This window comes from Haematospirillum jordaniae, from assembly GCF_001611975.1.
GTDB classification, from domain to species: Bacteria; Pseudomonadota; Alphaproteobacteria; order Rhodospirillales; family Rhodospirillaceae; genus Haematospirillum; species Haematospirillum jordaniae.
The window spans coordinates 144,286-165,846 of the sequence record NZ_CP014525.1 but is presented as its reverse complement, the minus strand read 5'-3'; the positions used below and the strand labels follow the sequence as shown (position 1 = coordinate 165,846).

24 protein-coding genes and 1 tRNA gene are annotated in these 21,561 nt (G+C 54.8%); 20 read left to right on the top strand and 5 right to left on the bottom strand.

Annotation, left to right across the window (positions count from 1 at the left end; genetic code table 11):
* Positions 1 to 24 precede the first annotated feature (24 nt).
* Positions 25 to 750, top strand: coding sequence for an ATP12 family chaperone protein (locus AY555_RS00805; protein ID WP_066132145.1), 726 nt, complete (start codon positions 25 to 27; stop codon positions 748 to 750).
* A gap of 1 nt (position 751) precedes the next feature.
* On the opposite strand, the gene AY555_RS00800 is transcribed toward AY555_RS00805, so the two are convergent.
* Positions 752 to 1,312, bottom strand: coding sequence for a septation protein A (locus tag AY555_RS00800; RefSeq protein WP_066132142.1), 561 nt, complete (start codon positions 1,310 to 1,312; stop codon positions 752 to 754).
* Between the two features lie 171 nt (positions 1,313 to 1,483).
* Between AY555_RS00800 and AY555_RS00795 the strand changes: the two genes are divergently transcribed.
* On the top strand, positions 1,484 to 2,536 hold the full coding sequence (locus tag AY555_RS00795) for an aspartate-semialdehyde dehydrogenase (protein WP_066136303.1): 1,053 nt from the start codon (positions 1,484 to 1,486) through the stop codon (positions 2,534 to 2,536).
* 153 nt (positions 2,537 to 2,689) lie between these two features.
* Positions 2,690 to 2,959: a hypothetical protein gene (locus AY555_RS00790; protein WP_066132140.1), complete on the top strand. Its 270-nt coding sequence runs from the start codon at positions 2,690 to 2,692 to the stop codon at positions 2,957 to 2,959.
* Between the two features lie 63 nt (positions 2,960 to 3,022).
* Here AY555_RS00790 and lipB read toward each other — a convergent pair whose 3' ends face one another.
* Positions 3,023 to 3,715, bottom strand: a complete 693-nt coding sequence (lipB, locus tag AY555_RS00785; RefSeq protein ID WP_066132137.1) for a lipoyl(octanoyl) transferase LipB — start codon at positions 3,713 to 3,715, stop codon at positions 3,023 to 3,025.
* A gap of 140 nt (positions 3,716 to 3,855) precedes the next feature.
* On the opposite strand from lipB, the gene AY555_RS00780 reads away from it, so the two are divergent.
* Together AY555_RS00780 and AY555_RS00775 are read left to right on the top strand one after the other, a co-directional pair.
* Positions 3,856 to 3,942 (top strand) — tRNA-Leu (locus AY555_RS00780).
* A gap of 86 nt (positions 3,943 to 4,028) precedes the next feature.
* Entirely contained in the window at positions 4,029 to 4,415 is a 387-nt protein-coding gene (locus tag AY555_RS00775) for a VOC family protein (RefSeq protein WP_066132136.1), read from the top strand.
* On the opposite strand, the gene AY555_RS00770 is transcribed toward AY555_RS00775, so the two are convergent.
* Positions 4,412 to 5,788: a hypothetical protein gene (locus AY555_RS00770; protein ID WP_066132134.1), complete on the bottom strand. Its 1,377-nt coding sequence runs from the start codon at positions 5,786 to 5,788 to the stop codon at positions 4,412 to 4,414. The two genes, AY555_RS00775 and AY555_RS00770, sit on opposite strands and share 4 nt — an antisense overlap.
* A gap of 312 nt (positions 5,789 to 6,100) precedes the next feature.
* On the opposite strand from AY555_RS00770, the gene AY555_RS00765 reads away from it, so the two are divergent.
* The 10 genes from AY555_RS00765 (at position 6,101) to AY555_RS00720 (ending at position 14,045) form a co-directional block, all read left to right on the top strand.
* Positions 6,101 to 7,297, top strand: coding sequence for an acetyl-CoA C-acyltransferase (locus AY555_RS00765; protein ID WP_066132132.1), 1,197 nt, complete (start codon positions 6,101 to 6,103; stop codon positions 7,295 to 7,297).
* Positions 7,298 to 7,453: 156 nt separating this feature from the next.
* On the top strand, positions 7,454 to 8,086 hold the full coding sequence (locus tag AY555_RS00760) for a carbonic anhydrase (protein WP_156483246.1): 633 nt from the start codon (positions 7,454 to 7,456) through the stop codon (positions 8,084 to 8,086).
* Between the two features lie 37 nt (positions 8,087 to 8,123).
* Positions 8,124 to 9,269, top strand: coding sequence for an acyl-CoA dehydrogenase family protein (locus tag AY555_RS00755; protein ID WP_066132130.1), 1,146 nt, complete (start codon positions 8,124 to 8,126; stop codon positions 9,267 to 9,269).
* Positions 9,269 to 9,877 (top strand): 2-hydroxychromene-2-carboxylate isomerase, encoded by a 609-nt coding sequence (locus tag AY555_RS00750; RefSeq protein ID WP_066132127.1) that lies wholly within the window; start codon positions 9,269 to 9,271, stop codon positions 9,875 to 9,877. Before AY555_RS00755 ends, AY555_RS00750 begins: the two co-directional genes overlap by 1 nt.
* Positions 9,878 to 10,276 (top strand): rhodanese-like domain-containing protein, encoded by a 399-nt coding sequence (locus AY555_RS00745; protein WP_066132125.1) that lies wholly within the window; start codon positions 9,878 to 9,880, stop codon positions 10,274 to 10,276. It abuts the gene before it with no gap.
* 180 nt (positions 10,277 to 10,456) lie between these two features.
* Positions 10,457 to 10,873: a hypothetical protein gene (locus AY555_RS00740; RefSeq protein WP_066132122.1), complete on the top strand. Its 417-nt coding sequence runs from the start codon at positions 10,457 to 10,459 to the stop codon at positions 10,871 to 10,873.
* A 316-nt stretch (positions 10,874 to 11,189) separates the two neighbouring features.
* Complete coding sequence (locus AY555_RS00735; RefSeq protein WP_066132118.1) at positions 11,190 to 11,759, top strand: response regulator; 570 nt, start codon at positions 11,190 to 11,192, stop codon at positions 11,757 to 11,759.
* Positions 11,760 to 11,817: 58 nt separating this feature from the next.
* Positions 11,818 to 12,441: an Hpt domain-containing protein gene (locus AY555_RS00730; protein WP_245176929.1), complete on the top strand. Its 624-nt coding sequence runs from the start codon at positions 11,818 to 11,820 to the stop codon at positions 12,439 to 12,441.
* A gap of 150 nt (positions 12,442 to 12,591) precedes the next feature.
* Positions 12,592 to 12,948 (top strand): DUF805 domain-containing protein, encoded by a 357-nt coding sequence (locus AY555_RS00725; protein WP_066132115.1) that lies wholly within the window; start codon positions 12,592 to 12,594, stop codon positions 12,946 to 12,948.
* Positions 12,949 to 13,082: 134 nt separating this feature from the next.
* Entirely contained in the window at positions 13,083 to 14,045 is a 963-nt protein-coding gene (locus AY555_RS00720) for an NAD(P)H-dependent flavin oxidoreductase (protein WP_066132112.1), read from the top strand.
* 18 nt (positions 14,046 to 14,063) lie between these two features.
* On the opposite strand, the gene AY555_RS00715 is transcribed toward AY555_RS00720, so the two are convergent.
* Together AY555_RS00715 and AY555_RS00710 are read right to left on the bottom strand one after the other, a co-directional pair.
* Positions 14,064 to 15,170, bottom strand: a complete 1,107-nt coding sequence (locus tag AY555_RS00715; RefSeq protein WP_066132107.1) for a hypothetical protein — start codon at positions 15,168 to 15,170, stop codon at positions 14,064 to 14,066.
* A gap of 151 nt (positions 15,171 to 15,321) precedes the next feature.
* The gene (locus AY555_RS00710) at positions 15,322 to 15,870 is read right to left on the bottom strand and encodes a hypothetical protein (protein WP_066132105.1); all 549 of its coding nucleotides are present in this window, start codon (positions 15,868 to 15,870) and stop codon (positions 15,322 to 15,324) included.
* Positions 15,871 to 16,120: 250 nt separating this feature from the next.
* Here AY555_RS00710 and AY555_RS00700 point away from each other — a divergent pair, with 250 nt between their 5' ends.
* From AY555_RS00700 to AY555_RS00680, 5 genes are all read left to right on the top strand, one after another.
* Positions 16,121 to 16,927 carry a division plane positioning ATPase MipZ gene (locus AY555_RS00700; RefSeq protein ID WP_066132100.1) on the top strand — a complete coding sequence of 269 codons (807 nt, stop codon included), beginning with the start codon at positions 16,121 to 16,123 and terminating at the stop codon, positions 16,925 to 16,927.
* Between the two features lie 157 nt (positions 16,928 to 17,084).
* Positions 17,085 to 17,405: a J domain-containing protein gene (locus AY555_RS11715; protein WP_156483245.1), complete on the top strand. Its 321-nt coding sequence runs from the start codon at positions 17,085 to 17,087 to the stop codon at positions 17,403 to 17,405.
* 178 nt (positions 17,406 to 17,583) lie between these two features.
* On the top strand, positions 17,584 to 18,465 hold the full coding sequence (locus AY555_RS00690; RefSeq protein WP_066132094.1) for a UTP--glucose-1-phosphate uridylyltransferase: 882 nt from the start codon (positions 17,584 to 17,586) through the stop codon (positions 18,463 to 18,465).
* A gap of 100 nt (positions 18,466 to 18,565) precedes the next feature.
* Entirely contained in the window at positions 18,566 to 19,885 is a 1,320-nt protein-coding gene (locus tag AY555_RS00685; RefSeq protein WP_066132091.1) for a UDP-glucose dehydrogenase family protein, read from the top strand.
* Between the two features lie 29 nt (positions 19,886 to 19,914).
* Positions 19,915 to 21,552, top strand: coding sequence for an alpha-D-glucose phosphate-specific phosphoglucomutase (locus AY555_RS00680; protein ID WP_066136295.1), 1,638 nt, complete (start codon positions 19,915 to 19,917; stop codon positions 21,550 to 21,552).
* Positions 21,553 to 21,561 lie beyond the last annotated feature (9 nt).

Below are 21,561 nucleotides of genomic sequence, written 5' to 3'. Positions count from 1 at the left end.
GCGTACATTGTGGAAAGTAAGTCAGTGATTTTGGAACAGATGCAACGGCCCCGGCGATTCTGGAAGCAGGCTGCCGTTTGTTGTAATGGTGATGCGGGATACGGCGTTGAGCTGGACGGCAAGTCTATCAACGTCGCTTCCGGCAGGCCGTTGCAGGTGCAGTCGCGTGTCTTGGCCGAAGCCATTGCCCGTGAATGGAATGATCAGGGGGACAGCCTGTCTTTTGCTGCCATGCCGATGACCCGGTTGGCCAGCGCGGCTGTGGATCGTATGGAAGATCAACGTTCAGCCCTGATTGAAGGGCTGATGGACCATGTACACGGTGATGTCCTTTTTTATCATGCCGCAGATCCGGCTGACTTGGTTGAGCTACAGGCTGTGACGTGGGGTCCGTTGCTGGCTTGGGCTGGGGATGTCTTGGGTGTAAAGCCCCTGACGACCCGTGGGCTTATGCCTGTGCAGCAGGACAGTGCTTATGTCGCCGCGATGAGGCAAGCCATAACTGGCCTGACCAACGAGATGCTGACCGTTTTCCATGGCGTTGCATCGGGCTGCAACTCGTTGATTCTTGCCTTGGCCCTCGTGCGTAGGCACATTGATGCGGCGACGGCTTTTGATGCCTCCCTTCTTGACGAGCTGTACCAGTCGTCTCTGTGGGGGGAGGATCACGAGGCCGTGCAACGCCGCACAGCTCTGCGCCATGATCTGGTGCAGATGGAGGTCTACGCTTCTTTGTTGGGCACGCGATAGTTCAGGATGTCTCGGCCTCTTCTTGGTCTGTGCATTGATGGCGCAGGAGAACCGGTGTCTGGGCAACAGCAAACAGAAGGGTCAGGGGCAGGATCCCGAAGACCTTGAAGCTGACCCAAGTATCTGTATCCATGGTTCGCCATACAATTTCGTTTACGCCTGCCAGCATGACGAAGTAGCCGATCCACAGCAGGCTCAGCAGTTTCCAGCCCTGTTCCGTCAGCTTGATGCTGCCATCGAGCAGGGTGCGCAGGAAGATCTTCCTGACAAGAAGCCCGCCGCCCAGAACAGCTGCCATGCCAAGGCTGAACAGGGTTGGCTTCAGCTTGATGAACATGTCGTTGTCGAGTGCAATCGTCAGCCCGCCTAGCACGCCAACAAAGCCCCCGCCGATCAGCAGCATGGGGGGAATGGTCTTGCTATTGAGATAGAAGATCCCCAACGAAATGATTAGTGCCACCATAAAGGCCGCTGTGGCTGTTACCAGTCCAAACCGACTGTTAGCAAAAAAGAAGATCAGTAAAGGGCCCATCTCTAGGGTAATTTTCAGCCATTTATTCATGACAGCTATGGTATCCGTGCAATATCTGTTTTCCGGTTAAGGGCGGCACCATGCCAGATTGCGGCATTTTGGGCAAATACTCCCTGTGTGCGGGGTTTCCTGTTCTCCTTTTCTGTATCGCCTGATATAAATCCCCCGTGTTTCAAGGTTTATATACAGGACTTCTTTTTCATGTCTCACCATGTTGCCGCTGGTCCCCGTATTGCTGTTGTCGGTGTAACCGGGGCTGTCGGGAAGGAGATGGTGCGCGTTCTGGCCGACCGTGCTTTTCCCCTCTCTGATCTGCGCCTTTTCGCCTCTGCCCGCTCTGCCGGCAAGACGTGCCAGACGGCTTATGGCACCAAGACGGTGGAGGCATTTTCAGTCGATGCCGCTGCTGAGTGTGATATAGCCCTGCTGGCTGTATCAGGTGATTTTGCGCAGCAACATGCTCCACGGTTGGCGGCTCGCGGGGTTGTGGTGATCGATAACTCCTCCGCCTTCCGGTATGATGAGGGGACTCCGCTTGTTGTACCGGAGATCAATCCATCGGCTGTTATAGATTCGCAGATTATCGCCAATCCCAACTGTACAACGGCGATCCTGTCGGTTGCCCTGTGGCCTTTGCATCAGGCCTTTGGCCTGAAAAGGGTCATGGTGTCCACATACCAGGCGGCATCCGGTGCCGGGGCTGAGGGTATGGCGGAGCTGGAAGAGCAGGCCCGTGCATGGCTGGATACGGGCAAGGCCGGGCACTCTGTTTTTGCTCATCCTCTGCCTTTTAACCTTATCCCGCATATCGATGCCTTCCAAGATAACGGTTATACCCGTGAAGAGATGAAGGTTACTTGGGAAACCCGTAAGATACTCGGGTTGGCTGATTTGCCGGTTTCCTGTACGTCCGTGCGTATTCCAACCATGCGCGCCCATGCTGAGAGCGTTGTCATTGAGGCCGAGAAGCCTGTTGATCCGGTCCTTGCCCGCAATATCATGGCGGCAGCCCCCGGTGTTGTTGTGGTTGATGATCCCCAGGAACGCCTGTACCCCATGCCCCTGACCGCATCGGGCCGTTATGATGTGGAGGTTGGGCGTATCCGGCAGAGCTTGGCTTTTGGTTCTCATGGGCTGGAGTTCTTTTTGTGCGGGGATCAGCTTCTGAAGGGAGCCGCCCTGAACGCCGTGCAAATTGCAGAAGAGCTGGTTCGTCAGCGCAGGGATGCCTTACAGCCAAAGGCTTGGGCCTGACAGCAGCCCGAAAGCGGTTTGGGCTGGTGTCTTTCGGAAAAAGGCGGTATCGGTGTCGGGTAACGACGGGCTGGCCATTGCCCTGCGGGTATCCGGGATTTGTCTGGCATTCCCCGCGAGAACTGGCCTTGAAAAGAACTGGAGAACGAGAGCATGGCTCAGAATGTGGTTTATGTTGTTGTCGGGCAAGCCCGTCCTGATACAGCAGATGAAGGCAGTGATCCCGTTGCCATCAGCGTAATGTTGACGGCTGACGATCCGGATCAGGCTGTTGAGCATGCCGTTGATGCCCTGGAAGAAGATGGTTTCGAAGATGTGGAGATCGAGCAGGTCGGGGAAATTGACGAAGCTCCCGACAATGACCTGCGTGCGCCTTATGATGCGGCCCTGTCTGGCGAGATTGCCATCATAGAGTACGAATAAATATTTCGTCTTGAATAGAGTGCAAGCCGGGGTTCTGCTGTTGCAGCCCCGGCTTTTGTATGGTCATGCCTGTGTTTCCGGGGGTACAGGCAGACGTTTCTGCATCGGGCCTGTAGCCTGTGCTCCGAAAACCGCCTCAAAGGTTTGCTGTAACAGTGTATCCATGTCTTTGATTGAGATGGATATGCCAAGATCTTGTAGGCTTGTAACGCCATGGTTGCTGATGCCGCAGGGAATAATGCCCTGAAAGTGCGTAAGGTCAGGGGCAATGTTAAGGGCAAAGCCGTGCAGGGTAACCCATCGTTTGACCCGTACACCAATGGCTGCGATCTTGTCTTCCCGTCCCTTGCCCCGGTCAATCCATATACCAACCCTGTCTATGCGCCGTTCCCCGTTGATGTCTAGGGCGCGCAAGGTCTGGATTAGCCATTCCTCTAGGGCGTGGACGTAGCAGCGGATGTCCTGTGTGCGTTGCTTCAGATCCAGCATGACGTATCCAACCCGTTGTCCGGGTCCGTGATAGGTATAGTGCCCTCCGCGCCCGGTCTCATAAACGGGGAACGTGTCGGGGCGTAGAAGTTCCTCTGCCCGTGCGCTGGTACCTGCTGTATAGAGCGGTGGGTGTTCCAGAAGCCATATTAACTCCCTAGCATGGCCGGTTGATATGGCGCTGACCCGCTCTTCCATGGTGGCAACGGCATCGGGGTAGGGAACGGAGGTGTCGGACAGCCACCATTCCGGGGCGGGTGAAAACATAGGGATCCTCGTAAAATCATGCTTGATTGCAGGAAGATGAAGTGCTATTCCACTGGCTCCCTGATGGCAAGGGGCTGTGTAGAAACAGTGCTGTGCCGCAAAGGGTTGGATAGTTTTGTGAAGATCGTTTTTACAACAGTGCGGTCGTGGCGGAATTGGTAGACGCGCAGCGTTGAGGTCGCTGTGGCCGAAAGGCCGTGGAAGTTCGAGTCTTCTCGACCGCACCATTGTAAAAATGAAGAACCCGTTGCCTGTGGTGACGGGTTTTTATTTTGCCATTGTCCCTGGGGGCTAGGGTGGCCGGAGATTGATCATGCATGGATATGTGTACTGGACAGAACTGATTACCGCAGATGTGAAAGCTGCGCGTGATTTCTATGGGTCTGTTTTTAATTGGTCTTTCTCGGAAATACCAACACCGGACGGTCATTACTGGTTGGCCTTTGATGCAGATGACACGCCGGTTTGCGGGTTCTGTCAGGCTGGTACCGCAGGGCGCCCGGCCGAGGCCGGTGATCTCTGGCTTAGCTATATTGCTGTTCCTGATGTGGACCTTTGTATGGCGATGGCGCGTCAGTCCGGCGGTTCCATAGCAATTGGTCCGTTTGATATGCCGGGTGTCGGGTGTCTGGCCATCCTGAAGGATGCAGCTGGTGCGTTGCTGGGTGTTATTGCACCTTCTTCTGGCGCATCAACTTAGCGGAATGTGATGTACTGGGCGACGGGGCCGTCCAGCATATCTGAGTTCTGGATCAGCTGCTGGATCTCGGCTTCGCTCTTGATCGAGCCATTTTTGCGCATATCGCCCACCTGTTCCTTGAGGGCAGTCAGGGCCTTGATGCCTTCTGGTGTTTGCAGGGGGCCTTCAAAGAACTTGCGGCCCAAGCCGGGTTTGGTAAACAGGCCCTCACAAATATACAGGGCTTCCCCGAAGGTGGATGGTGTCTTACCCACAATCCCCAGTGCCCGCAAGACATCCAAGGGCAGCATTTCCAGATAGCGGTCACAGAACAGTTGAATGCGGTCGATTTTATCCTTGCGGTCTACCTTGTCCGTGGTCCTAATATCTTTGACCACGTTTCCAAGCCCTTCCAGGATATCTGGCGGCATGCCCAGCATGGCTGTAAACCATGACCCGAAGATTTTATCTGCAAGGCCCAAGTCTGTTTCGAACTTGTGCCCGGATACTTTGGGTTCTCCGCGGCTGGCGCGTTCTTCATTGACCTTGTCGGTGATGTCCCGTATTTCCCACTTTCCTAGGACGGTAATCGCTTCGGGGTCTGTGATGGATCCAAAAGCCTCGCCAATGTCGCGGATCTGTTCCACACATGTGAAGTGTACGCCGAGGGCGCGGATTGTGTCGGGCTGCCAAGTAGCGATGTTTTTGAATCCCGAGCGCAGGACCTGTCGCAAGGCTCGCAGGTGATAAGCCTTTAGGGTTGCCATGGCATAGAGAACATCGGGGTCTATTTCGACTAAGGCTTGCCCAATTGATGTCCCGAATCCCTGAATCAGCTCGGTCATGGCCAGTTGCTGGAATTGGGACAGAACGCGCAGACGGGGCAGAGCATCCGGTGAGCGAATAACACCAACGAGTCTTTTCAACGCCTTGGGGTTTTTGCGGAAGATCGATTTTACGGCCCGGTCGATGAAATACATCTGGGCTTGTTCAATGGTCAGCCCACAGGCACCCATGAACGAGCGTCCCTTGTCCGGAGTTACCTGCTTTCCTGTTGTGTCAATCAGCCGGAAAACATTGGAATTCCAAGCCGAAACAAAGATACGCAGTGCTCTTTCAATGCATTCGTCCTTGCGCATGGCTGTGGTGAGCGATACCCCGGCTAGGCGTCGTTCACTTTCTGGCAAAGCCTTGGCCTCTATACGTTGCAGGATGGGGTAGATCTCGCCGACGACACGCATCAGGCGGTCCTGACGCTGTCCTTCCATTTTATTGAACGTATTGCGAAGGATTCCTTTGAAAGGGGGAGGAACTAGGGACAGGACAGGGCCATCACCTTCGCCGTCGCCGATGATCAGAAGGGGGGTTTCCAGTTGAGCCCTGACATCCGACATTCCAGATCCTGCGCCGTCCGTTGTTGACCATCATGCTGGCTCCGAAGGGGAACCACGGTCAATAGATGGCTTGTTATGGTGGTATGTGTGTGTCTGAAAGACGAAAAATGCCAGCAATTTCTTAACCATTTCATTATTGCAGAGATTGATTTATTCCGAGTTTTACATTCTTTGGTTGACGGTTGCTGTATGGAAACTTAGCGTATCGGGCGTTTTGACTTAAGGTGTTCATGCAAGGGGTGTTGTGTTTGTAAATCGCGTTTCTAGTCCGGGCGAGTCGGGTGTCGCAGTTATGGTGTAGCAGGGGGATATATGACCAGAAGGGGGGATGACCCGGTTGTCATCGTGGGGTCTGCGCGTACCCCGACAGGGGGGTTCCGGGGATGTCTGTCTTCCCTGTCCTGTCCGGCGCTGGGCAGTGTTGCTGTCCGTGCCGCTGTCGAACGTTCGGGAGTTGATGTCGGTGATCTAGACGAAGTGGTGATGGGATGTGTCCTATCTGCCGGGCTTGGGCAGGCTCCGGCTCGCCAAGCTTTACTGGGTGCCGGTTTGCCGGATCGTATCGGGGCGACGACTGTTAACAAAATGTGCGGTTCCGGTATGCGGGCAGCGATGATGGCCTATGACATGCTGGTGGCCGGCTCTGCTTCCGTCGTTGTGGCCGGTGGCATGGAAAGTATGAGCAATGCCCCCTATCTACTCGAGAATGCCCGATCAGGACTGAGAATGGGGCATGGAAGGGTGCTGGACCACATGTTCCTAGATGGTCTAGAGGATGCCTATGATCGTGGGCGACTGATGGGTGCCTTTGCAGAAGATACAGCGGCCGTTTATGGTTTTTCCCGCCAACAGCAGGATGCTTTTGCCTTGGGCAGTTTGGAGCGTGCCCTTGCTGCAGCCCGCAGTGGTGCGGCCGCTGCCGAGATTACTCCTGTAGCTGTGCCTGCCGGGAATGGTGAGGCCCGGGTCACTGTTGATGAACCGCCTACCTTGGCGCGACCGGAGAAAGTACCCACTCTGAAGCCGGTATTTCGCCCTGATGGTACGATAACAGCAGCCAATGCATCTTCCATTTCTGACGGAGCTGCCGCTTTGGTGATGATGCGCTTGTCAGATGCGGAAAGGCGTGGGCTTTCTCCTGTGGCCACGCTGGTAGCCCACGCCACGGAGGCCCGGGAGCCACCACAGTTTACCACGGCTCCGGTTGGCGCCATCCAGAGGGTTCTTGGCAAAGCGGGGTGGTCGAAACGGGACGTTGATCTGTGGGAAATCAATGAGGCCTTTGCCGTGGTAACCATGGTAGCAATCCACGATCTTGGGTTGCTACATGATGCTGTGAACATTCATGGGGGAGCCTGTGCCTTGGGGCACCCGATCGGTGCATCCGGGGCACGCATTATAGTGACCTTGCTGCAAGCCTTGCGTCAGAATGGCCTGAAGCGTGGTATTGCAAGCCTTTGTATCGGTGGTGGAGAAGCGACGGCCTTGGCGCTTGAACTGGTTATGTGAATCCGGGACACTCGGCGCCCGACAGGCTTTGTCATAAAAGCGTACAAAAACAGTCTTGATTACAGGACGTATGTGCACCAATGTGGCGTCCGTTGCTTCCGGGCAGAGGCTTGACCGGGTGCTGTTGCAACTGGGTGACACGCAGGAGCTTATGAAATGACAGGAACAATGGAAAAAATCAGGACAATTGACAGGATGGTGGCGGGCTTTCGGGCTTTTCGCTCGACCTATTACGAGCAAAGGCCAGAGCGAGCGGTATCTCTTGTCGAGGGTGCCCAGCAGCCGGAGGTGCTCCTGATTGCCTGTTCTGATAGCCGTGTTGATCCAGCTATCCTGACCAATGCCGAGCCGGGGGAGCTGTTTGTTGTGCGTAACGTGGCCGCCTTGGTTCCCCCATGTGAGCAGGATGGGGCTTACCACGGTACCTCGGCGGCAATAGAATATGCTGTGCGTGACCTGAAAGTTGCCGATGTGATTGTGCTGGCCCACTCCGGCTGTGGTGGTATGCGGGCCTTGGTCGCTGCTCGTCAGGGGCAGAAGATGGATCGCCCGTTTATCAATCCTTGGATCTCGCTGATGGGTGATTGTGCCGGGCATGAGGATGATGACCCCGATCCGGTCAGCCAGAGTTCCTTGCGCAGGTCGTTATCCAACCTGAGGACATTCCCGTTTGTCCGCGATGCCGAGAATGCAGGCAAGATTGTTTTGCACGGCTGGTGGTTTGACATGCGTGAAGGCATCCTGTGGCAGCTTGATCAAGAGAGTGACACGTTCGTGCAGATGGTCTAGGACTGTCGCTAGGGGTGGATGAACAGGGGGGACAGGGATGCCTTTTGATGATCAGCAGGCCATGGTGCGTGACATGGCCCGTGCCTTTTCTTGTGCAGAGCTTCGCCCGCATGCAGCCCGTTGGGACCAAGAGCATGCGGTTCCTCGCTCTGTTCTGGCCAGGATGGGTGAGCTTGGTTTTATGGGGATGCTCGTCCCTCCGGAATGGGGTGGTGCCGGCATGGATTATCAGTCGTATGCCTTGGCGGTTGAGGAAATTGCCGCCGGATGCGGTGCTGTCTCAACAATTATGAGTGTGCACAACTCTGTGGCTTGCATGCCACTTCTTCTTTACGGGACTGAATCTCAGCAGAACACGTTTCTTCGTCCTCTGGCGCAGGGACAGATGCTGGGCGCCTTTTGTCTGACCGAACCTCAGGCTGGATCGGATGCTTCTGCCTTGAGGACCCGTGCGGTTGCGGATGGCGATGCCTGGGTCCTGAATGGCTCCAAGATGTTCGTAACGTCGGGGCGCAATGCCGATGTTGCCATTGTTTTTGCCGTGACAGATCCTGATGCGGGAAAGAAGGGAATCTCTGCTTTTATTGTGCCTACATCTCTGCCGGGTTGGCAGGTGCTCAGGGTCGAAGAAAAGCTGGGGCTGCATGCCTCTGATACCTGCCAGATTGCTCTTGATAACATACGTCTTCCCGGTACCTTGATGTTGGGACAGCTTGGGGAGGGATATCGTATTGCCCTGTCCAATCTGGAAGGTGGCCGTATCGGTATAGCAGCCCAAGCCGTGGGTATGGCTCGGGCGGCGTTTGAAATGGCCCGTGATTATGCTTGCCAAAGAGAAGCTTTTGGTCGCCCCCTGATAGGGCATCAGGCGCTGGCTTTTCGTTTGGCAGACATGAAAACGCAGATCGCTGCCGCCCGTCTTATGGTATCTGAGGCCGCCGCGTGTCGTGACAGTGGTCGTTCTGCTTTGACCGAGGCCAGCATGGCCAAGCTTTTTGCATCGGAGATGGCAGAGCGTGTATGTTCAGAAGCGCTGCAAATTTTTGGCGGGTATGGGTATATGCGGGACTGCGAGGTAGAGCGCATATATCGGGATGTCAGGGTTTGCCAGATCTATGAAGGAACCAGCGATGTCCAGCGGATGGTCATCGCCCGGGCCATCGCTCAGGAGTGTAGTGCGTGATGTCCAGTAAAAAGCCTGTTGAATTCTGGTTTGATTTTTCCAGTCCCTATGCCTATCTAGCATCAGCCCAGATTGAGGAAATTGCGGATGAGCACGGTCGTTCAGTTGTCTGGCGGCCCTTCCTTCTGGGCGCGGTTTTCAAGGAAACCGGGGCCAAGCCAAACGTGGATAATCTGTTCAAGAAAGAATACATGGGTCGCGATGTTCCGCGCTTTGCCCGTCTTTATGAAATGGACTTCGTCTGGCCGGATCCGTTCCCGGTTTCCACATTGATACCCGCCCGGATCTTTTACTGGGTTGAGCGCTACAAGCCAGAAAAAGCAGCTGATTTTGTTGGCTCTGTCTTTGATGCCTTCTTTTCCCGTGGTCATAATATTGCTGAGAAGGATGTGGCGCTGGATGTTGCATCAAAGATCGGGCTGGACCGTGCTGTTCTGGATGATGCCTTGGAAGAGTCAGCAATAAAAGAACGACTCAAGGGCATTAATGACGAAGCTGTCCGGCGCAAGATTTTTGGTGCCCCTGTGACCATTGTTGACGGAGAAATGTTTTGGGGGGCTGATCGTTTGTGGATGGTGGAGGAGTGGTTGCAAAGCGGGGGATGGTAGATGGCTTTGGCCCGTGGATTTCGTCAGCTTCTTGATGAGGCCTATGCCCGTATCGAGACAGTTTCTGTATCAGACGCCTTGGACCTGCACGCTGATCCAGGCGTTTTGTTTGTTGATGTCCGTGATATCCGTGAGCTGGCCCGTGATGGTGTGATACCGGGGTCGTTTCATGCGCCCCGTGGATTACTGGAGTTCTGGGTTGATCCGGACAGCCCGTATTTTCGCGGTGTCTTCGGGGAGGGACGTAGGCTGGTTCTTTACTGTGCCTCGGCGTGGCGCTCTGCCCTTGCGTGCCAGACTTTGATGGAGATGGGGGTGTCTTCCGTCTGTCATCTGGGCGGGGGGTTACGGGCTTGGCGTGACGCGGGTGGTGTGGTTGTCTCCATGCCCAATGGGTAAGGCGTTGTTGCTTCTGTCTCGCCTGTTGCAACATGGCCGGTTACAGTGGTGCCACCGGTTGAGGCAATAGACTGGAAGCAGTGCTGATACAGGTGGTACGGTGGCGTCTGTTGCTGTGGATTTGCGTGTGGGTATCTGATGGGGAGTGTTTCTTCCATCACGGGCAAGAAGGGTTGTAGCATGGCAGCCGAGTCGAACGGTAATGTGTGGGAAGACAGCACGTTATGCGTCTTTGCCGGTCTAGCGCGGGATTCCCAGTGTCTGGCACGTGATTTATCGGTGTTGGTAACCAGCGTGGGTGTGCATGACGATTTTGATTCGCCAAGCTTTCACAGTGATTTGGATGCATTGACCGGCATTCTGGCTTCCGGAGCGGCAGCCCAAGCTATCCGGGATGTCTTGACGGATGATGATCGCGCTGTCTTGCGTGACATGAAGCCAGTCTATACTTTATTGGCTCACCGGTTTTTTCTTGATTTTCAGTCTGATGATGATGCCGCCCGCTCGGCATTGGCCTCTGCGCGTGTTCTTCTTGACCAGTGCCGGGCCATTGTGTCGCGATTGTTTGCTGCCTTGGGCTCTGTGGATAATACTTGAGCTTGGTGCAAGTGCATCTCCGTCACAGTAGGGTGTTGTGGCCTGAAGGGGCTTATCGGCCTGTGTTTCCTTGTGTAGCCGGATTATGTGTCTGACAGTCGGATGTTCAGGGGGCTTTTTGGACTGGATTTGGCACCTGAAGCGTAGTCTGGCTAGCCATAGTCCGTTAGTATGACATAGACTTTACATACAGTCTCTTTGATAATCGGCCAGACTATGTGGGTTCAGGGTTGATTCTGCCCGGATCTTCTGGTGGCGCCGGAGTATGGCAGCCCCGAATCCCCCACGCGGGGCGAGGCGGCAGAAAGGGTAGCGGATGAGCGGTTACAACCTAGATCGCCTCAACTTCCTTGTCGTAGATGACAACAAGCACATGCGTGCGTTGGTCAAGACCTTGCTGCATGCCCTTGGATCCAAGAACGTTCACGAAGCTGCAGATGGTGCTGATGCCTTCAAGGAACTGCGCCATTTTCCGGCAGACGTTATTATTTGCGACTGGAACATGTCCCCGTTGGACGGGTTGGACTTTGTGCGTCTGGTGCGAACCGGCAAGGACAGCCCAAACCCGTTTGTCCCTATTATTATGCTGACAGGGCATACGGAAATGCACCGGGTGATTGAAGCCCGTGATTCCGGTATTCACGAATTTCTGGCCAAGCCTATTTCGGCCAAGGGACTTTATTCGCGTATACGGTCGATTATCGAGCGTCCGCGGCCCTTTGTGCGTGCAGGCCTTTACTTTGGCCCGGATCGGCGCCGTCGCCAGATTGACTGGAAGGGGCCGGAGCGGCGCAAGGTCAACCAAGAAGCGATCAAGCAGGCTGTGGATCAGGTTGAGGATGGAGGCCTGAGCCAGTCGGAAGTTGAAGCTCTTCTGGGCGGATAAGAAACTTTCTGCCATTATCGCCCCGTGTAACCGAATTTTCGGAACAGGAGGCCCGAGCGTGACGACTGAAAAGAAGCAGAATAACCAAGCATCATCCGTTGGCGAGAAGGAGGTGGAACGTCCCCCCGTCAGCCCGGAAGAGCTGGAGGAGATGCTTCGCCAGCTGGCAGATGCCAAAGCTGCAGCTTTATCCCGTACGGGCGTTGAGGTTGTTCAGCCACCTCACAAAATCAAGGACAAGGTTTCTGTTTCTGCTTCGGGCGTCAGTCCAGAAATGCTGGATCGTGCGGAGAAGGTCATGACGTCTATGGCCGGTGATTATCTTGCTTGGGCGGAGGAAGATCTGCAGCGTTTGCAGGGCCTCTATGAGCGTCTGGAGAAAACGCCACCGGCCGATGCCAAGCCCGTCCTGCGCGAGCTTTTCTCGCTTGCTCATGACATGAAAGGGCAGGGGGGAAGCTTCGGGTATGGTTTGGTAACCGTCATTGGAAATATGCTGTGTCGTTTGATAGAGAAACTGGAAAATGACTGGCGTTCCAGTTATCTGGCCGTGATCAAGGTCCACGTTGATGCCTTGCGCTTGGTGATTTCAGGGCGCATGCAAGGTGATGGCGGTCGTGCAGGTGAGAATATGATCAGCGGTCTGGAGGCAACCTTGACCAAAACCCTGAAGGGGGGGTAACCCGTCGTTCCTTGCTGTTGTTGTAATCCAGCCCCGGCCTAGTGTCGGGGCTATTATTGTGTAGAAACTCTAGGCTGTGTTTTGTTATTTAGGTCGGGTTGAGATCGCAATTTCAGCCTTAATTGAACACTTATGTCTGGGAGGATTTTTATGTCAAAGCCTGTTATGTCTTCTCTTTTTTCTGCTTCCGGTCGCCGGAACCGCAAGTCTTATCTTCTGTTCTTGTTGACATTGATCTTTTGCTACATCGTGTCATCGATTCTAATCTTTGCGGTCCAAGATCCCTTGGCCATGTCGCTTGCCATTGTATTGATTGTGGTGACGTCTATATCGCATTGCTTTGTTCAGGCGCAGCGTTGCCGTGACTTTGGATGGACGGGGTGGTCCGTGCTGATCGGGCTGATTCCGTTTGTTGGTGTAATATTTGCTTTTGCTGTTTTGTTTATACCCGGTACGGATGGGGATAACCGTTATGGCCCTGATCCGTTGGCGTGTGCAGGAGCTTGATCCTTCTTTTGCATGATACAGGCCCTGGGCTCTTGCCCGGGGTCTTTTTGTTTTGCACAACAGGGCTGGCTTGTATTCGGGGAGACGTGTAGCCTTGCTATCCGGCAATGCAGAACCGTAAGGGGGAAGGGGTCATGCCGCTGCCAGATATTTTACAAGGGCGTTTGCAGTTGCCTGTTGTGGCCGCCCCCATGTTTTTGGCATCAGGCCTAGATCTGGTCCTTGCTTGTTGTCGTGCTGGTATTGTGGGGACTTTTCCGGCCCTGAACCAGCGTACGACAGAGGGCTTTGCCAGCTGGCTCGAGACGTTGAAGTCTTCGCTGGGGGCTGCTGAAGCCCCCTTTGGCGTTAACCTTATTGTTCATCGTACGAACCCCCGTCTGCAGGCTGATCTTGAAATGGTCATCCGCCATCGGGTGCCGGTTGTGATTACATCCTTGGGGGCTGTAAGGGATGTTGTTGATAAAGTGCACGACTATGGTGGTGTTGTGTTTCATGATGTCACAACCGTGCGCCATGCTAGGAAGGCAGCTGAGGCGGGTGTTGATGGATTGATTCTGGTAGCAGCGGGTGCCGGGGGGCATGCCGGAACCATCAATCCTTTTGCCTTGCTGTGGGAAGTGCGCCAGTTTTTTACCGGGACCCTGCTGCTTGCCGGTGCTCTTTCGACCGGCGAGCAGATTGCCGCGGCGCGTCTTCTGGGGGCTGACCTTGCTTATATGGGAACCCGTTTTATTGCCACCCGCGAATGCGCTGTGGAACCAGCCTACAAGGACATGGTCGTTGCTTCTGCAGCGGAAGATATTGTCTATACGCCAGCCATTTCCGGTATTCCTGCCAATTTTATGCGCCCATCCTTGGTTGCGGCTGGTCTTGATCCGGATCATCTTCCAGCGGACCATGGTGCTGGTCTCAAGGATATTGGCAGTGAAGCAAAGGCATGGAAGACTGTGTGGTCTGCTGGGCAGGGTGTATCCTGTATTCAGGATATTCCGACTGTTTCCGAACTGGTTACGCGCTTGTCTAGGGAGTATGAGCAGGCGCTGGGTCAGGCAGGGGACTTGTGTATGAAAGCATGCTGCCTTCCCAACTCCTGAGGTCAGCAACCTCGTTGTTCACTTGATGAAGATCTTACTTTCCATGGGGGCGTAGGCATCAGCACCCTCTAGGACAATGCCGTCAAACCCTAGGTCCATCATCCCGTTGAACATTTTTCCGACAAGCTCGCGCCATTCTTTTTCCCAATAAGCGACCACATAAGTCCCGGGTTTCCCCGGGACGGGTCCTGTCAGCCATTTGGGGTCGTTGATCTTCCAGTCATTGTTCCAGTAGTAACGGGTATCGGCGGCCTGGCTGAGGTGCAGGCGGGCTAGGACAAGGCGCCGGGATCCGGTTTGCTTCAGTCGCAGGCTTGCAACGTCTGCTGCAGACAGGGGGATGCGGTCCCTCCAGAAGGGATCAATCACCAAGACGTCATGGTTTGTATCCCGTAGGCGAATCAGCCATAGCTCCTTGCTGCCTTCACTGCTGTTGCCTTCAACAAACAGGGCATTGGTGGCTTGGGCCAAGGAGTTGACGCCCTGTGGATTGTTACCGGCAAGTACCATCGGCCCCGGTCCGGCCAAGGGGGTCGTTCCCGAATCGGCATGGGCCACAATATGCTGTGTTTGTGCGGTCCGCAGGGCTTTCTCGGCTGCATCGGGTGTTCCGCAATGGTCAATAGTCAGGATATTCAGGCCAATGTCGTGCAGGGCTGCTATAAATCCAGGGGATGCCGTTGGTTCTTCGGCGCAGAACTGACCGTCAACAACCACACCATCAAGGCTTTGGACAAGGCGACGGTTGAACGTTCCGGCTGGTTCGGGTGTTGGTGGAATAGGGCCGGTATCTTGTTCCAGGGTCATGCGCTCGATCTTGGCTTCCCGTTCGCTCTTCATCAACAAGCCCAGACCATGACGGACCAAGACAACAAAGTGGCTGTTGCGTGTATGGGCATATTCCCCCAGTGAAACGATCATATCACGCATGGCATTACGAAAATCAGGAATAACTAGGGGTGGCTCGTTGGGTGCGGGGGGGGCGCTTTCGCCTAGAATACGGCCATCAACCCGTATGCTGCCCGGGGCAACGGGTGCTGTCTGGGCGAGAGAGGTCGACATATTGGTACCAGCCCCTGCCAAGAGGGCTGTCAGAATTGCCAGAGACCGGTACAGGCTATGCATAGGCTTTCCTTTGCGGGGCTACTGTATGCCCGGGCCAGAGCCACGGTTTTCTTCTCCGATGCTATGTTACACCGCATGAAGAGTCCGTCTACGCTGCATATTGTCCTGAAAGAATGTTTGTTCATCTGTCTCTTGGTTTTTGCACCGGACTTCAGGTGCCAAAGTCGAGCAAAGAGGGCGCACGGGCAATGATTTCACTCAGTATTTTTGCAGCTTTCTTGCGGCTCTTGTGCGCTGCCTCGTCAAGTAGTTTGGCATAACGAGGTTTTGAGAGCAGGCGGTGGGTGTCGTGAAGGGTGCGAATTTCCCGCAGGAAAATCTCCCGTGATCCCAAGGGAAGATGAGGCTCATTGGAAAGAGCGGTCAGAAAGGTCAGGGATGCTCGAAGAAGAATAGCCCATATATCAACAGACAAGCGGTTGAATCGCTCAAGAAGCTTGCCTCTGTCTAGGCCGTCATAATCCTGCAGTCTGCGATCGATGATGATGGCAAAAGCCCAGCATTCCGATGCCCTATCACGGCAGCGCGTATACTCTGTAAAGCGCAGGACCTCGGTTCCCGGAGACTGGGCGCGTCGGCAAACATTCTCGGCTATGTCAGACAGAAAATGGATGCGCCTTTCAAGCTGGTCGAGAAAACGGCCTATTTCCAATGGTTCGCGGGTGACCGAGGAGTGGCGTGCCTCCAAGGTAATGGCCATGAAATCTGCATCTCCAGCGCGTTTTTCTTACAAAAGGTTTATTATGTGTGCGCGTTATATCAAGACGATGTTCATTTGGGCAAGCTTGGCAGGAGCATTGCGCCATCTGGAAGACGGCTGTAAAGTCCTGCCACAGTGCGGCCTTCTGGTTTGTCCCTTGATTGAATTCAGGAAGCAAGTCGTGTGCCGTCGGGAAAATCGTATCGGGTACCACAGTGATGGGTGGTCCTGAAATCAATCGGGATAGCGCATGGTCCAGTCCTCGGCTCATATTATCGTCGTTGGTAACGAGAAGGGGGGGTCGGGTAAATCAACAGTCTCCATGCACCTGATCGTCAGTTTGCTCCGCGGTGGGCTAAGGGTCGGGACCATTGATCTTGATGCCCGCCAGGCGACGCTAACTCGCTACATAGAAAATCGTCGTGCCTATGCATGCCGTCACGCTGTTTCTCTGCCAATGCCCGAGCATTACCCTTTGCTGTTGAGCGGGAATCAAGCTCTGGATGAGGCTAAGCTGAAGGCGATTGTTGATGATCTGCGGACGCGTTGTGACACAGTGATCATTGATACGCCCGGCGCTGATACCTATTTGTCCCGGGCTGGCCATTCCTACGCCGATACGTTGATTACGCCGCTCAATGATAGTTTCATCGATCTGGATGTTTTGGCCCGGGTTGATCCCGAGACACTGACGATCAAGGGCTTCAGCCACTATTCTTCCATGGTGTTCGAAATCAAGAAGCGCCGCGCGGCCCGTGATGGTGGGCAGATTGCCTGGGTGGTCCTGCGTAACCGCTTGTCCCATCTTGCTGCACGTAACAAGGTCGAGATGGAGCGCTTGGTCGAAGAATTGTCGCAGCGTTTGCGCTTTGTCAGCATTCGTGGCTTGGGGGAGCGGGTGATATACCGCGAGCTGTTTCTGTCTGGTTTGACGCTGCTGGATCTGAACAAGGATGGTGTTGCGCTGGAAATGAGCATGTCGCATGTTGCGGCAAAACAGGAACTGCGTGCACTTCTGGATGCAATTGGCAGGGCTCATATGGCTGTTGCCGGGTGATGAATGGGGGAAGCCCATGGTGCCTTTTGTTCCAGTGATCTTGTTGTGCCTGTTTCTGGTGATGGCGGGTGGGTGGATAATCAGGAGTCCGGCCCGGCCCTGTGGTTCCAGACCCGTCAGGATTGCGTGTCTCGTATCCTCCCTCTTAATATGTGTTTTGCTGGCAGCCAGTGGGCGGCTTGCAGTAGCTCTGGCTGGCCTGATTCTTGTGGCCCCTTGGCTTTTTTCATTTCTGCGAACGTGGTGGGGGGAGTCGGAGCATGATCGCGCTTCAAGGAAGGAAAGTTCTTCGTCAGCCTCAAGTCCCATGGACCGGGCAGAGGCTTTGCAGATTCTGGATTTGCCCGCCAACCCTAGCCGGGAATCTGTTCAGTCTGCTTATCTTAGATTGATTCACAAGCTTCACCCAGACCGTGGTGGGAGTGCTTATTTGGCCGCACGCCTGAACGAGGCCCGCCAGGTTCTACTGAAGGGTTAAAAAATCAGGTATTCCAGATGCAGGGGGTGGATATACCCCAAGATCAGTTGCCATGTTTCTGCCGTCGTGGCAGAAGATGGTCCCTTGTCGGGGCTTTATGTGAGCCGTTGGCGTATTGTGTGTTGTATTCCCGGCTCTCTGCGCAGGGTGCGGGTACAATGGTCCGGATGAGGTTCTGATGACCCGTCGTGTACGTAAAGCTGTTTTTCCCGTTGCTGGCTTGGGGACCCGCTTCCTGCCTGCGACCAAGCTGGTAGCCAAGGAAATGCTGCCCGTCGTTGACAAGCCCCTGATACAGTACGCTGTAGAAGAGGCTTGGAAAGCCGGTATTGAGTACTGCCTGTTTGTGACAGGTCGTGGGAAGGCTGTTCTGGTTGATCACTTCGATCACGCCCCCGAGCTGGAAGCCCTTCTGCGTGAGCGAGGTAAGAATGAGCATCTGGATGAGCTGATGGGGGGTATGCCCCAGCCGGGTACCATTGTTTCCACAAGGCAGCAGGAGCCACAGGGACTGGGACATGCCGTGTGGTGTGCCCGTTCGTTTGTTGGTGATGAGCCCTTTGCCGTTATTTTACCCGATGATCTGGTCATGAGCGATCGCCCCTGTATCGGTCAGTTGATAGAAGCCTGGAACAGTGTGGGGGGTGGTAATGTTCTGGCTGTGGAAGATGTTCCGCGCGACCGGACAGACCGGTACGGCATTCTGGATATTGAAAGCGAGAGCGGCCGGTTAGCCCGTGCGCGTGGCATGGTAGAGAAGCCTGCGCCGGAGCAGGCACCGTCCACGCTGGCTGTCATTGGCCGGTATATCCTCGATCCCGTCGTTATGCGAACTCTGGAGCAAACGCCCCGGGGCAGCGGGGGGGAGATCCAGTTGACAGATGCCATTGCGGCTACGGTGGGTCAGGTTCCGTTGCACGGCTACCGGTTCGAAGGAACCCGTTTTGATTGCGGTGACAAGGTCGGGTTTATAGAAGCCAATATTGCATTTGGTTTGGCTCGGGAAGGAATGAAAGAGCGTCTGGGTAATGTTATCAAGGCTTATGCCCACGTTCTTTGATCAATGTTTATGCTGTGTTTTCTGTCCGGTTGGGTGATGGTGCCGGTTCTGAAGCGTTTCTTCTGTTTTACCATCACATATGTTGCCAAGGACGTTTGCCATGCGTATTGCCATGATTGGCACCGGTTATGTGGGGTTGGTATCGGGCGCCTGTTTTTCCGAGTTTGGAACGGAAGTCATCTGTGTTGACAAGGACCTATCCAAGATAGAGCGCCTTCGTCGCGGGGAAATTCCTATCTATGAGCCTGGGTTAGACGAGATGGTGGGGCGTAATGTCCGTGCCGGTCGTCTGTCTTTCTCCACGGATCTGGCTGAGTCTGTCAAAGGGGTGGATGCGGTCTTTATTGCAGTTGGAACGCCGACCCGTCGTGGCGGTGGCCATGCGGACCTATCTTATGTATATGCCGCCGCGCGTGAAATTGCCGGGGCTGTCAGTGGCTATACCGTGATCGTGACAAAGTCGACGGTTCCGGTGGGTACAGGGCGGGAAGTGGCGCGTATTATTCGCGAAACACGCCCTGATGCGGACTTTGATGTTGTTTCCAATCCCGAATTCCTGCGTGAGGGATCAGCGATCGAGGACTTCATGCGCCCTGACCGGGTAGTCATTGGTGTTGAAAGTGATCGCGCCCGTGATGTCATGCGTCAGTTGTATCGTCCGCTGCACCTGATCGAAACACCCATCCTGTTCACGGGTCTTGAATCCAGTGAGCTGACCAAGTATGCGGCCAATACATTTCTTGCGATGAAGATTACCTTCATCAACGAAATCGCAGACCTCTGTGAAAAGGTTGGTGCGAATGTCCACGATGTGGCCCGTGGTATTGGGCTTGATGGGCGTATTGGCAAGAAGTTCCTGCATCCTGGTCCCGGGTATGGGGGATCGTGCTTCCCCAAGGATACCATGGCTTTGGTTCAGACTGCCCGGGACTCTGGTTCGCCGCTGCGTATTATCGAGACTGTCGTTGATGTGAATGCCTGCCGTAAAAGGCAGATGGCAGATCGCATCATCGCGTTTGTTGGCGGGTCTGTTCAGGGCAAGACGCTGGCCGTTCTTGGTTTGACCTTCAAGCCTAACACCGATGACATGCGTGACGCGCCTGCCCTTGATATCGTCCCGGCCTTGATGGAAGCCGGTGCTGCAATTCGGGCTTATGATCCGGAAGGCATGCGCGAGGCCGGCCAGCTTATTCCTGGTATGGTGTGTTGTGACGATGCCTACGCTGCCATGCAGGGGGCGGATGCCGTCGTTATTCTGACGGAGTGGAACCAGTTCAGGAATCTCAGCATCCAGAAAATGCGTGAGCTGCTGAAGGAGCCTGCGATGATTGATCTGCGTAATGTTTATAATCCGCATGACATGCGTGCGGCTGGTTTCCGTTACCAGAGTGTTGGCCGTCCACAGGTGGATAGGCCATAGTGATTCCCGTTGCGGCTGTTGGAGGGATCATGACTCCGGTCATCCGGACGGTGTGTACAACGCCTTTCCCTGATCAGAAGCCCGGCACGTCCGGGCTTCGGAAGCCTGTGCGGGTCTTCCGGCAGCCGCATTATCTGGAAAACTTTGTGCAGTGCATTTTCGACTGTCTGGAGGATCCAGCTGGCGGGACGCTTGTTGTCGGGGGTGATGGTCGTTGGCATAATCCCCACGCTGTTCAGACGATTCTGAAGATGGCGGTTGCAGCTGGGTTTGGCTGCATCTTGGTTGGGCAGGGTGGGTTGCTGTCGACTCCGGCTGTATCCTGTATCATCCGTTCCTCTGGTGCCTTGGGTGGGTTAATTCTTTCGGCCAGCCATAATCCTGGCGGGCCCGATGGTGATTTTGGGATCAAGTACAACATTGCCTCGGGTGCCCCGGCGCCGGAGACTTTGACAGAGGCTGTGTTTAAGGCAACTGAAACGATTCGCCAGTATCGTATTGCGGATATACCGGACCTTGATCTTGAAAAATGTGGTGACGTTCGAATCGGTGGTACGACGATCCGGGTTATTGATCCTGTATCGGATTATGCCGGTTTGATGGAAACCCTGTTTGACTTTGATGCGATTCGCTCTCTGTTCGCATCTGGGTTTCGTATGTGTTTTGATGCCATGCACGCCGTGACGGGACCTTATGCAGTCGAAATCTTTGAGAATCGTCTGGGGGCGGCAAAGGGCAGTGTAATTAATGGAATCCCCCGTGAAGACTTTGGCGGGGGGCATCCTGATCCCAATCTTGTGTATGCCCGTGATCTTGTAGGGCGCATGTCCGCGCCAGATGCACCTGATTTCGGGGCAGCGTCTGATGGAGATGGCGACCGCAACATGATTATGGGGCCGGGGTTCTTTGTCACTCCTTCCGACAGTTTGGCCGTTTTGGTTGAGCATGCGGCCGTGTGTCCGGGATATGCGGGTGGAATCGTCGGGGTGGCACGCTCCATGCCAACGTCAACCGCTGTTGACCGGGTAGCGCAGGTGTTGGGAGTTCCTTGCTTCGAGACTCCAACAGGCTGGAAATTCTTTGGCTCTCTTCTTGATGCCGGGAAGGTCAGCCTGTGCGGGGAAGAAAGCTTTGGTACGGGGTCTTGGCATGTGCGGGAAAAGGATGGTTTATGGGCTGTCCTGATGTGGCTGAATATCCTGGCTCGCCATGGTCAAGGAGTTAGATCCTTGGTGCAGGAGCACTGGAAACAATTCGGGCGTACATTCTATGCGCGCCATGATTACGAGGACATCAGTTCTGTCTGTGCCGATTCTCTTTTGCATGATGTGCGCGCGGCTCTGCCCAATCTACCCGGTCGTACTGTGGGAGATATGATGGTGCAGGGGGCCGATGATTTTTCCTATACGGACCCTGTGGATGGAACGGTTTCGTCCAAGCAGGGGATTCGAATCATTTTTTCCGGGGGGGCTCGCGCTACCCTTCGTTTATCCGGAACCGGGACTGGAGGCTCCACGCTGCGCGTTTATCTGGAGCGTTTTGAACCTGACCCTGCGTATCACAATCAAGAAACGGGCATTGCGTTGATGCCTCTGATGCATGCAGTAGAGAGTCTGACAGGGATCCATGCGCGTACAGGGCGTAGCAGGCCGTCCCTCGTGACCTGAGTTTTGGAG